Origin of the sequence: Ilyobacter polytropus DSM 2926 (assembly GCF_000165505.1) — a bacterium.
In the GTDB taxonomy this organism is placed as follows: domain Bacteria; phylum Fusobacteriota; class Fusobacteriia; order Fusobacteriales; family Fusobacteriaceae; genus Ilyobacter; species Ilyobacter polytropus.
On record NC_014633.1, the window covers coordinates 198,842 to 211,380 of the forward strand.

The following is a 12,539-nucleotide window of genomic DNA, read 5'->3' on the forward strand; positions in this document are numbered from 1 at the left end:
TGATATATTTAAAATTTAACGATAACAGTATACTCTATCTATATATTACGGTGTATTTACAAAAAATCTTTCCTCATAGGCGTAAATGTATCTAATAAAACACCTGACTCTAGACATTCTGCTCCGTGTAAAATGTTCTTTTCCATATATACGCAGTCTCCTGCAGTTACTATTCGTGCTTCATTACCAATCGTGAATTTGAATTTTCCAGATTTGATATAAGTAACTTGTTCGTGATCTGGATGGGCATGAAGTTCTCCAAAGGCGACCCCTGCCGTAAAGTTGACCTCTACCATCATAATCTCGTCGCTGTATGCAAGTATCTTTCTAGATAAACCATCTTTTAATACTTCTAGTTCCACATCTTTATTTATGATAAAATTCTTAGCCATTTTTTACCCCCGTTTCAATTGTTATTAAAATTAATTTTTTATTTCCCACTTTGCAGTAAAAGTATCATTTGATCTGTTACTTCTTAAAATTATAGAAGTTCTTTTTTTATCCACTGGATTGTCTACAGTATCACACAGGATTAATTTCTTGTGATTCATATCTAACTCCACTGTAAACTCAACCTTGTTTGCCTTAAATTTTAAGAGAGCAGTTTTGCCGTTGGTTTTTACTTCTCTGACATTAGTTATATGCTGATATCCATCTTCACTGTATCCCAAGCTAAAGTCACTAGTTTCTAGATTACTCATAAACTCTACAGAAGATTCAAAATGAAAAAACCAATCCAGTGTTTCTCCTTCTTTAGTTTCCACTTCGAATAGATCGTTAAATCCCTTTTCAGTCAGTTCTATTTTTCTTTCAAAATTAACATCAGCTATTACACCCTCGTATAAATCTTCGGATCTTACATGACAAGTAGTTTCATTAAATTTTAAAATATTTCCTGTGGATATAGATGTATGACTCTTGCCGTTGACAGCGACAGTATTGTGAGCTGCCGTTACCCTATGCCACTCATTGCAGAGTTTAGATACATACCCAGAGTTTGAAAGATCTCTGCTTATTAATTCTCCCCCTAAAGTAACCTCAAGGTTCATCTTATCAGAATGAGCATGACTTCTGGCCTGATGGCCGTATTTGATAAATACATTAACATTGTTATTCTTTAAGATTCCAACATTTGAACTTTCAAAATTAGATGTATTTGATTTCTCAGAAACAACACCATTCATATCAAAGTCATTGTTGAACAGCAATTCTTCTAATGATATTTCATTGTTATAATAGTAAGGCTTAGCCAACTGAGGATCTCTTCTCACTAGATCTGATCTTTCAATTTTTCTAAGTAAAGCCCCCATTTTTTCCTCTCCAAATATCTTGTATCCCAGGTGATACAAGAATGAAAATGTTTTTAAGTTGATGTCTGGCCAACCATCATTAGGGTTAGGAAAAATTAAGTTATCAAATGCATAATCATAGGCAGTCTTTAGCATTAACTCTACTGTTGCTTCTACAATTGGTGCTTTATAGTCGTAGGTTTTAGCAAACAACAACAGATCTGCTATCCCTTCTAACGTAAAGAAGCTATAGTACATGGACCCTTCATACCATATTCCTGAGGTTACCCCCTCTTCTAGCTGTCTGTTTATATTAAATTCACTGTTAAATGCAAAATCAATCATCTCTTTATCTTGGATTACAAAGCCCATAGATCCTATTGCACAGACAGACCAGCATGGTTTGTTGTGAACTTTGTTTACCTGAGGAGCTAGTATTTGAAAGACTTCTCTAAACATATTTTTCACTGATTCTTTAAATTCCTCAGAAAGATCTTCTTTTAATATCTCCATGATTCTGGCAATTTTAACAACAATTACAGCTTCGTTTAATTCTTGAGGCATTATTCTTGCATAGCCCAATTTACCTGTTGTGGTAATTTCTACAGCTGCATCTTTTGAATGAATTGCAAAATCAGTATAATGTCTTGTATAATAACCGATTATTTTTTCTAGATATTCTAGATATTTTTTCTCTTTTGTTGCCTTATATACCACTGCTGCATTAAGTGCTGTTTGTATGGCCTTTCCCCTATAAAAATAAACCCATACGTTGTCTAGTTGTCTGCTTTTATATTCCGTTCCACAAACTGTACAGATATGTATATGAGGTTTTTCCAGATTAAAATCTAATATGGCTCCATCTTCTTCACAAAAATACATGTGGCCCCATTCACTCATTTTATTGTAATTATCATTGAATTTATCTGAAAAATTTGTAACTTCAGCACCCATATGTTGCAGCATCTCTTGATATCTGTTTTTTAACATGCTACTTTTTAATTTTCCTATATTGCTGTAGTCCATAATTTTAATCTCCTATCTTTAGTTTTTTAAAAATAAATTTTCTGTTTTATTTTTTTCTGCCAGCTTTTCTCCCTTGAAAATTAAAGTAGATCCCATATTCATCCCAAATTTTGATACTTTACCGTCTTTTTCAACTATTACAACCCACTTTGCATCTGTTTTTATATTCTTCAGTTGGATATTTTTCTTTAAAGGGTTAAATAAAAATATTTCTTTGTAAGTCTTGCTTTCTATGACAGATCCAAAACACTCATCTTCTGCAAACTTAGATACACTGATTTCTTCTTCGTCAAATGTTCTTTGAGGTTTTAATATGTTGAAGAAATACATATCTTTAGATTTTTCTCTATTTTCTATTACCATTGTCTTCATTTTGGTTTCTCTATACTTATCTGGTTCCTGTGTTGTCATTATTGCTCTTACATTGGTTTCTTTAGAAGAAACCGATTTTTTTTCTGGATAAAGTGTAAATACCTCTAGTTTAGCTGGGCCGTTTTCCATAAGATACTTATCTTCACCTGCTTTTTTAAATATAGTATCTGAATTCATAAGCCAGGTATAAGTATGTTCTTTTTCTGATCTTAATTCGTCTAGCATATAGAAGTGCCCGTTTTCTGTGTAAATTACATTTCTATAATATTTTTTTAATTGTAATTCTTTTGCATACATCTTGGCTGCTTCTCCGCAGGCTAAGGTGATTCCGTTTTTTGATGTGAAATCCATAGTTCCTTTTGTTTCATAAGGAGTTTCCTTCCATATGTTATTTCCACCTTCGTGTTCATAACCCTTTCCGTCTACTATTACTATATTGTGTTCGCTGGCTTTTACCGTTCTGTTATAACCTTCATCCACTGCCAGGAAGGCATCAAAAGCATTTAAGATAAAACTGTTGTTGTCTGGGTGTTGGTGGCTTAGTCCCCTTGTCTTCCATCCCAGTTTTCTGTCCATTTCCCATGATCTTTCCCACTGTTTCTTTCCTCCGGGAGTCCCGCATTTGATAGAAAAGTGAATGGCATCTTTTTCCCAGCCTGATCTCATTACCACAAGACCTAGATCATCCCAGTATTTAACCAAGGGGAGATTATCAAATTCTTCTTCTTCAACACTTGAATCAGACCAAATAAGCTCAAGCCATGCTTCAGGTAAGATCCCCGGTTTTACACCTGATTCATACTGTTCTCTGAATAAAAATTCATTTCTTACTTTATTTGCCAATTTCTGAGCATGACCATTTTTGTATTCAGAGGCAAACTTATAGTACATTGCCGCTGAATGTCCGCTTCTTCTGTCGTGACAATCACCATAGTTGATTATCTCTTCTAGATTAGGGGCTGACTGGTATAACCTATAATAGAAAGTATTTTGTAAAAATCCGCTATGTTCAAAGTAATTGAAGCCTTCTCTTTCTTTTAACAAGTGAGCGTACATGAGCAACCACATAGCTCCGTATCTCCAGTAAACAACACCCTCATAGTCACTTCCGTCATCAGCCATTACGTCATATACGATTTTAAAGTTTTCTTTGGCATATTCAGTCCATAGCTCAGAGTGTTCATATTCTTTACCTAGGGCATAGCCTGCTGCTGCCTGACCTGTTAAATTTATCCAGTTGTGATTTTGCCAGAAGGCTGTACTCCAGCCTTCACCTTTTGTTTTTACGGCGAAATCATACATTCTTTCACCCTGTAAAATTAATTTATCCTTTATTAATGTTCTTTCCTCTTTTTCTAACTCATCCTTGATCCAGTCATAGGCCACTGAATAACCAAACAATAACCAAGATGCGCTTAAGTCAACATCGACTAAATGGGCGTGACCCCAGTGAGGATATCTACATCCAGTTAATATCCATCTTTTGGCTTCTTCTAAATAATGGTCCTGTTTAGTCAGTATATAGGCAAGAGATAAATTGGCTGCTGCCATACCCATGAAAGTGGAGCTTCCCTTTGGGTGTTCTTCGGTAAGTTGGGCAGATGAATATAATCTACATTGCTCGTAAAGTCTTTTAAAAAATCCATTGTCAGTATTTTTTATTTTTTCTCTAAGTGTTTCTATATCCTGTTCTATAAATAAATATTTTCTATTCAAAATTTTCACTCCCAGGCATTTAATTTTTTATCTGCAATTATTTTTAAACAACCACTTCGCCTTCTGGTTTTGTCTCTGATGTTGGTTTTGCTTCCTGAACTTTCTTAGGTCCTGCAGCCTTATTCAGTGCATAACCTACTAAAAATATTATTCCTGATATGGCCAAGAATACTATTCTTCCGTACATTGGATTAGGAACTAGCGACAATAATGCTATTCCCCCTGCAAATGTCATTATTAATTTACCCAAAATACTTCTTTGGTCACAGTCAATTCCGGCACATTCTATATCACAAGATATAACTTCTGTTTCCATATTTCCAAAGAATAGATTTATTTCTTCTGCTCTTTTCTCTGTTTTATATCCTTTAAAGAATAATTGCGTTGTTAGGAAAAATCCTCCAGTTATAAATATGTGACCTGCGATTCCTAAGACTACTTTTAGATCTGATGCTTCTCTTCCAGAAAAAGGTGTTGATAAACCTAATGTCTTTTCTACTATCTCAGGAGTAAGAACCACACCGGCTATATAAGAAACAACTATTCCTACTGCTATTGTTGCCCATGGTGCCCAGTCTGGAGTTTTCTTGATAAAAAATCCTAATAATGAAGGTACCAGCATTGGGAATGCCACCAATGAACCGATATACATTGTTGCATTAAACAAACTTAAATTCTTTAATGAAGCTAAAATTAATGCTACTGAAATTATTAAAAGACCAAAGAATAATGTTAGCCATTTTCCAACTTTTAATAACTCTTCATCACGAGCTTCAGGTTTTAAAACTGACAGGTAAAAATTCTTAACTACAATTCCTGCATTTCTATTTAAAGCTGAATCCATTGAGGACATAGTTGCTGAGAATATAGCTGCCATCATTAGTCCAACCATACCAACTGGCATTTCATTTCTTACAAATATCAGATAAGCGGCATCTTTTACTTTTCCGCCTAAATTATCCAATCCCCAAGTACTTATATCAGGATAGTGTCCTGCAACATACCATGCTGGAAAAAACCATACTAACGGTCCTATAGCCATTAAGATACAAGCTAGTCCTGCTGCTTTTTTAGCATTTTTTGAATCTTTTGCTGCGAAATATCTATAGGCTCCTCCTACAATACTGTTGGTTCCAAAGAACTGTTTTAACATTATAAATACAATCCACACTACAAAGAGTGAAAAGTGATTAATTCCAGTTCCCATTATTGGGTTTGCAGGCATTCCATCGTGTAATAATTGTGTAACTCCCCCACCTTTAACAATTGCTACAATAGTTGAAATTACGGTAACGGCCATTATAGTCACCATCTGCATAAAATCTGATGCAATAACTGCCCATGCTCCACCTGTCAGTGACATAAGTAAAACTACTCCACCTGTTGCCATAATAGTATAAGTCATAGGAACTTTAAATACTGCTGCTACAAATATTGCCAAACCGTTTAACCATATTGCTGCACTTAATACACTTGGGATTATATTCATCCATGTAAAAACTTGCTCATTGACTTTTCCAAATCTAAGTCTTATAGCCTCCATAGGAGTAACAACTCTCAACTGTCTAAATCTTTCTGCGAAAAACAGATAGTTCATCAAATAACCAACTGCATTGGCAAAGAATAAGATTGTTATTGTCCATCCATCTGTAAACGCTTTTCCTGCTGCTCCTGTAAATGTCCAGGCACTGAATTGTGTCATAAAAGCCGTTGATCCCACCATCCACCACAACATTTTTCCTCCACCAGCAAAATAATCACCTGTGGAATTTGAAGCAAATTTTCTAAAGAAGTATCCTATTGATATTAAGAATCCAAAATAAACTATTACTACACTGATATCTACCGACATTTTCGCTACCTCCTGATTTTCATCATATAATATGAGACCACTCGTTAAAAATAACCAATGTGATTTGTTTCTATACAATAAGCTTACTCTCAATACATATAAAATTAAATATCTCATTTTTAACCCAATAAAAAAAGGATATAGAATTTTACTTCTATACCCTTTAAGCCTTGTTTTTATTGACTTTAAAAAATGTATATCAAAATTAAGATTAAAAATACGCTATCTATTTTATGCAGTATACTTAATTTTTATTTACAAAAAATTTACCTGGAGGCAGTCCTTTTTCCCTTTTAAAATTATTAATAAAGGTCATTGTGTTGGTATATCCTACCATTGAACTTAAATCTTTTATTCTTAATGTATTGTTTGCATTGTATAACTCTATGGATTTTTCTATCCGATATTTTCTCAAAGATTTATTAAAAGTTTCGTTTTTAACTTTCTTATATAAGTTACTGGCATATTGGAGAGTTACCCCCATGTATTCGGCAAAATCAAGCAAAGATATATCTTTTGCATAGTTTAATTTGATAAATTCATCTATTTTATCATTAATAACATTATTTGTATTATCCTTTGGTTTGGGTAAGGTCTCTAGTAGAGAATTAATTGATTTATCCACATTAATTCTCAGTATATCAACTGATTCAGATTCGATTATAGCACTAAATAGGTGTTCGCTTATCCGTTTTTCTGATGGAATACTTTCTTGTATTCTTCTGATTGTATTGCTTATCAATACTTTTAATTTTTCAAATCTAACACTGGAGATTTTTCTTTGTTGGAAATTTTCATAAAAGATATCTTCGTATATCTTATTTATATCATCGATTCTCTTATTGATTATGTTGTTTATAAGTCTTTGCTCTACCCCTATAGGATAATAATAATCCTTTGAATTTTCACTTATATCATCCTCAGATATAACTTTTTTCTTTCTCAACTGGAATTTATAGTCTAAAAATTTCATGAAACCGTTGTATTGGTTGTATAATTCTTCTATTTTATATTCTTTTTTACTTAAAAATCCATTTATCTCCATATCATATTTGCTTTCTAAATCCTCAAGCAAACCTTTGATTTTGTCCCTGTTTAATTTATCGCTTGGGATAAGTAAAGCTATGAGGTCTTTATCGATCAATAAAAATAATCCGTTTTTTTCTTTGGTGAATTTTCCTATTTCTTGTTTAAAGGATATGGCTTCTTCATCAGAATAATCATTTATTTCTGCATGGCCTAAGAAAATTTTGTATGTTTCTATATTGTTTTTTACAGAATCATCTAAATCTTTAAATTTTATTATTCCCTTAAAAAAATCAACCATACCTTTATTTCTGGTATATATAACTGTTTTTTTGTTGATCTCTCTCAATAATTCATTTTCTGTTTTCAGTTTGCTGTAGACTCTATTCATAGAACTTAGAACATCGTCTTCTTTATTTTTTTCATATCCAAAATTACTCATCATTTTCATAATGGGCTTATAAGCGATACTAACCAAAATTTTAGTTAATATACTCAAGAATATCAAGTTTAGAGATAAATATAAAAATATATTTTTCAAAAGACCGGTTAATTTAGTTTCTTTTGAAGTTTCTGTTTCTTTATAATAAATTTGTATATTGTTTTCTAATCCTTTATTTGGTTTTACTAATTTTAGGATTTCACTATTATCAGTTTTTTCGTCTGCATTTATCAAATTACCGTCATATATAAAATACCATTTTCCAAACCTTTTATTTTCTGCATTTAATTCAAAAAAATCATCACTTATAGTTAAAAGATAATAAATATTTTTTCTCAGACTTGGTTTTATGAAAAAATATTTTCCCTTTGATTTATAACCTTTTATATCGTAAATATTTTCAGGCAGATTATTTTCCTCTATAAAATCATCTAATTCAAAGGTGTCATAGGGTCCTACCACATTTTTATTTTTCTTATCTATTATTGATAAATTACTATTATTTTTACTGAATATAAAATAGTCTGATTTTAATTTTTGCTGTATAGTAAAAATGGCCAGAGGATCAACTTTTTCTTTATAGGAGATTTCAGCTATAGCACGTTCTTTATCATATTTTTGAGGTATATAAGTTAAAAATGAAATTACTCTAGATATTTCATTAAAAGATCTGATTTTAAATTTATCTGCTTCTTGTAAATAAGCTGACTTATCTTTTCTCCACTGAGCTTCTAAACTGTAGACTATATAAATAGAGCTTGTGATAAATAATATCAAAAGTATTGTTTTTTCTATTTTTTTCTGCCTTTTTTTTTCTTTCACTTTATACCCCTTTTCTATAAGAAATAATCATATACTTAATATTATATCTTTTATTTATATTTTTATACCAGATTATTTTTTTAATCCTAGGCTTTCTAACTAAATATTCTAGCTTTTTAGACATTAAAAAGTCAGTAAATTAGCTTGTAAAAGATGTTTTTTTGACCTTTGTATAGCAATTATTTTTTACAAAAAAATAATTTTTAAGCTTAAAGAGTTATAGCTCCTTTAGGCCTTATAATGAAAAATTAATTTGATTTTTTTTAAAATTGATAGTATAAATATCTTTATCTGTATATATCTTTGCCTGATTATTTTTCAATCTATTGTATTAAAATAATTAGGAGGAATTTTTTGAAGAGTTTAAATTTTTTATTATGGATAAATATTATGTATGAAAGGAGGATATCATTTTGAAGAAAAAACCGTCGGTACTGGCACTTGAATATATAGAGAGAAAAATCCTTACAAGAGAGTGGAACCCTGGAGATAAAATTAGTTCTGAGAAGATCCTGGAAAAGGAGATAGGAGTGAGCCGTTCTTCTATCAGATCTGCAGTGGAAAAACTGGTAGGTCTCAACATGTTGGAGAAAAAACCAGGTGATGGAACTTATGTAAATAAAATAGACAGTGAGAGTTTGCTCAATACATTTTTACCTTTGATCGCTTTTAGTGAGACTTCCTATTATGAGATTCTCCAATGTAGAATGCAACTGGATATTTTGGCTATAGAACTCTTTATAGAGAATATGCTTCCTAAGGATCTTAATGAGTTAAAAAGTCTTCACATGAAAATGTTAGAATCGGTAAAAGACAGGGAAAAGTTTATCGAGTTCGATATGGAATTTCATAAAACCATAGCAAGAGGAAGTGGGAATAAAACCCTTTACCTCATGAGTAATATACTGTATTCGATTTTAAAAGAATTTTCAAGAGAGCAGTATTCTGAAATACCCTTAGAAGAAAAATGTGCTCATCACGAAAAACTTTATAAAGCAATAGAAACTAAAAATAAAAAACTTGCCGTATCCTATGAAGAGTCGAGTTTTTTAGAAAGTATGGCAGTTTTAAAATAATAAAATGTCTTACTGTCAAAGCCATGGTAAAGGAGAACATCCTTTGTCGGGCTTTTTTTATTTTTTGATAAAACAAAAGGTGTTTCTCTAAATTGACCGAATATTACAGTGTAAATGTTACGAAGAAGATTTTTGTTGTTTTTTAGTGTGGTTTGTCTGTTTTTTGCAGGAAAGGATAAGTGATTAAGTTGTTTAATAGGATGTTGGTCAGCTTTCAGAATGAAGAGGAAGTGGAATATTTAACCAGGTATGCAAAGGTTATTAAGGAAAAATACAGTGGTATAGAGGTTGTGGGGTTATTTGTAAAGCCTATAGAGGGAGTAATGAAATATGATTATCTTAAGGGTTACTACCCGACTTCTACTGAGTGGGAATATATTGAAAAGACAATTCGTTTTGAAAAAGAAGCAGAAGAAAAGAAAAAGGAAAAAATTAAAAAGAAATTTTTATCTCTTATGGGAGACAGTAAATTTTATATTCGGTCAGGAGACCTTGCTGAAGTGTTGTTAGAAGAAATGAAGTTATTCGATGTCCTTGTAATATCAAAACCAAAAGATATAGGTCATGAATTAAAAGCTCTTTTCAAAAATCATTACAGGCCGGTTATATTTGTACCTAAGTTGGAAAATTATTCATTTGAAAAAATATTAGTGGCCAATGATCACCGTTTTGAGTTCTATAAATCCTTGTTTAGTTTTATGGGGATTTTTGAAAAAGTAAAAACAATTGATTCAATTTCAGTAAATGTCCGAGAGGAAGATCGGGAAAACGTTAATATCTATTTTAACAAAGCAGGTAGAAATATAGAGTGTTTTTATGAAGACGGAGATATAACGAATGTTATTTTGGAATACTCAAAAAGATACGACCTGCTTTTGATGGGAGACTTGCAACAATCGTTTATTTTTGAAAAAGTAACCGGGAAGCCTGGAATAAAAATAATAAAAGAGATCGACAAACCGATCTTTATGGGTTAGATGCAGAGAAGAATATCAACTTATAGGAAGTGGGAAAGCAGACAACCTGTATATCTGGAAAGATAAATGTCTTTTTAAAAGTCATATTTTTTTTTAAACTACCGTTTTAAAGTATCATCTTTTGGGCTTTAGAGGGATAAAGGTAACACCTTTTAAGGTGAAAATGTGTTTTTTTAAAACTTTTTGTTGACTTTTAAACAGTTTGAGGTTAACATTGTTATTGAAAGGTATGATGTTTAATTAAGAACTTAAGGAGGAATAAAAATGAAAAAATTGTCATCAGTACTTGTGTTAGTTGTTTTATTAATTCAATCTATTGCTTTTGTAGGTTGCGGTAAAAAGGATACTGCTGCGGGATTCCCTGAGAAGAATATTGATATGATAGTGCCCTTTGGTGCTGGTGGAGGAACAGATACTGTTGGAAGAACACTTGCTAACTCTTTGGAAAAGCATATAGGTAAACCAGTGGTTGTTACCAATAGAACAGGTGGATCTGGTGCGGTAGGTATGACAACTGGTGCAAAGGCAAAAGCTGATGGATATACTCTTACAGTTGTTACAAGAGAGATAGTATCTCTACCACTTATGGGTCTTGCTCAAATCAAATCAGATGATTTTGACTTATTAGCACTTATAAACCTTGAACCTGCAATTATACTTGTTAAAGAAGACTCTAAATATAAAACAGCAAAAGATCTTTTCGATGATGCTAGAAATAACCCAGGGAAAGTTAAAATGGCAAGTACAGCTAAACCAAATTTCTATGTATTAGGAATTGAAATTGATCAAGATATTAAATTCAATCACGTTCCATTTAACGGAGCATCTGAAGCGATTCCTGCAGTTCTAGGTGGTCATACTGACTTTACTATAGTAACTCCAGGTGAGGCAATATCTCAAATCAAATCAGGTCAGTTGAGACCAATTGGGCTTATGGATACAGAAAGACACCCTGAATTAAGTGAAGTTCCTACTTTAAAAGAGCAAGGCTTTGACATTACTTCAGGAACATGGAGAGGAATAGGTGTACCTAAAGGGACTCCAGACGAAGTTAAAGCAAAATTATCAGAAGCAATTGATAAAGCAGTTAATGATCCACAATTCAAAAGTATAATGGCAAAATCAAATACTTCAATCAGATATATGAATGCAGAAGAATTTACTAACTTTGTTAAAAGTGATGAAGAAACTATAAAGAAAATTGTAGATGCTTTAAAATAGGAAAAACTTAATAGAATGAAACCTCTCTTTTAACTGTCAGACTGATGGAGTTAGAAGTTGTAAAAAAGTGAAACTTTTTAGTCTGGTTTCATTCAAACTTTAAGCTAATAGCATTTGATTTATTCATCTGCTATTAGCTTAATCTGTTATAAACTTAAAGATTTATCTAAAAAAAAATAACATTGAAAATAATTTTCCAATTGGAATTTATGAAGAAACAATAAATAAAAGAAGGAGTCAGGGATGAAAAAAATAAATATTGTAACAGGTATTATCTTTATTATTTTTAGCATTTTTATATTTATTCAGGCCATTGGTTTTAAACAAACTTTAATTGTAGATGCAGGATTAGGTGCAGGTTTTTTTCCAAAACTGATTGCAGCTGCAACAATTATCTTATCAGTTTTACTAATTATATCCGCTGTAAAGGATGAGAGCCTAACCTCAAAAGTCAGTGATGTTTTTAATAGTGATATTAAAAAACCTCTGCTCGGAATGGTATTAATTCTAGCATATGGATTTTCAATAATGGTATTCGGATACTTAATAAGTACAATTGTTTTCTGTTATATATTTCTTCAAATTTTCAGAGTAAAGAAATTAATAACGAAAATAGCTGTTTCAGTTATTTTTTCATTTGTAATCTACTTTATATTTGGAACTGTATTCTTAATAAGCCTTCCTACAGGACTTTTGATGTAGAAACTTTAACTTTAGAAT

General features: G+C 31.7%; 9 protein-coding genes. 4 read left to right on the forward strand and 5 right to left on the reverse strand.

Going from position 1 to position 12,539, the window contains the following annotated elements; genetic code table 11:
- Positions 1 to 56: 56 nt before the first annotated feature.
- The 5 genes from ILYOP_RS10875 to ILYOP_RS10895 form a co-directional block, all read right to left on the reverse strand.
- On the reverse strand, positions 57 to 392 hold the full coding sequence (locus ILYOP_RS10875) for a cupin domain-containing protein (protein WP_013388561.1): 336 nt from the start codon (positions 390 to 392) through the stop codon (positions 57 to 59).
- A gap of 30 nt (positions 393 to 422) precedes the next feature.
- A complete protein-coding gene (locus ILYOP_RS10880) occupies positions 423 to 2,315 on the reverse strand; it encodes a heparinase II/III domain-containing protein (protein WP_013388562.1) in 1,893 nt (630 codons plus the stop codon).
- Positions 2,316 to 2,333: 18 nt separating this feature from the next.
- On the reverse strand, positions 2,334 to 4,403 hold the full coding sequence (locus ILYOP_RS10885) for a DUF4962 domain-containing protein (RefSeq protein WP_013388563.1): 2,070 nt from the start codon (positions 4,401 to 4,403) through the stop codon (positions 2,334 to 2,336).
- A 43-nt stretch (positions 4,404 to 4,446) separates the two neighbouring features.
- Entirely contained in the window at positions 4,447 to 6,255 is a 1,809-nt protein-coding gene (locus tag ILYOP_RS10890; protein WP_013388564.1) for a sodium:solute symporter family protein, read from the reverse strand.
- A gap of 244 nt (positions 6,256 to 6,499) precedes the next feature.
- Complete coding sequence (locus ILYOP_RS10895) at positions 6,500 to 8,545, reverse strand: helix-turn-helix domain-containing protein (RefSeq protein ID WP_013388565.1); 2,046 nt, start codon at positions 8,543 to 8,545, stop codon at positions 6,500 to 6,502.
- A gap of 413 nt (positions 8,546 to 8,958) precedes the next feature.
- Here ILYOP_RS10895 and ILYOP_RS10900 point away from each other — a divergent pair, with 413 nt between their 5' ends.
- From ILYOP_RS10900 to ILYOP_RS10915, 4 genes are all read left to right on the forward strand, one after another.
- Positions 8,959 to 9,621, forward strand: coding sequence for a FadR/GntR family transcriptional regulator (locus tag ILYOP_RS10900; RefSeq protein ID WP_013388566.1), 663 nt, complete (start codon positions 8,959 to 8,961; stop codon positions 9,619 to 9,621).
- Positions 9,622 to 9,821: 200 nt separating this feature from the next.
- A complete protein-coding gene (locus ILYOP_RS10905; protein ID WP_041921281.1) occupies positions 9,822 to 10,598 on the forward strand; it encodes a hypothetical protein in 777 nt (258 codons plus the stop codon).
- Between the two features lie 264 nt (positions 10,599 to 10,862).
- Positions 10,863 to 11,819: a tripartite tricarboxylate transporter substrate binding protein gene (locus ILYOP_RS10910; protein WP_013388568.1), complete on the forward strand. Its 957-nt coding sequence runs from the start codon at positions 10,863 to 10,865 to the stop codon at positions 11,817 to 11,819.
- Between the two features lie 243 nt (positions 11,820 to 12,062).
- Positions 12,063 to 12,521 (forward strand): tripartite tricarboxylate transporter TctB family protein, encoded by a 459-nt coding sequence (locus tag ILYOP_RS10915; RefSeq protein ID WP_013388569.1) that lies wholly within the window; start codon positions 12,063 to 12,065, stop codon positions 12,519 to 12,521.
- Positions 12,522 to 12,539 lie beyond the last annotated feature (18 nt).

Excerpts from the sequence above, each read along its gene's own strand:
- ILYOP_RS10915 (WP_013388569.1), top strand. The coding sequence starts at position 12,063 with ATGAAAAAAATAAATATTGTAACAGGTATTATCTTTATTATTTTTAGC.
- ILYOP_RS10875 (WP_013388561.1), bottom strand. The coding sequence starts at position 392 with ATGGCTAAGAATTTTATCATAAATAAAGATGTGGAACTAGAAGTATTA.
- ILYOP_RS10890 (WP_013388564.1), bottom strand. The coding sequence starts at position 6,255 with ATGTCGGTAGATATCAGTGTAGTAATAGTTTATTTTGGATTCTTAATA.
- ILYOP_RS10880 (WP_013388562.1), bottom strand. The coding sequence starts at position 2,315 with ATGGACTACAGCAATATAGGAAAATTAAAAAGTAGCATGTTAAAAAAC.
- ILYOP_RS10905 (WP_041921281.1), top strand. The coding sequence starts at position 9,822 with ATGTTGGTCAGCTTTCAGAATGAAGAGGAAGTGGAATATTTAACCAGG.
- ILYOP_RS10910 (WP_013388568.1), top strand. The coding sequence starts at position 10,863 with ATGAAAAAATTGTCATCAGTACTTGTGTTAGTTGTTTTATTAATTCAA.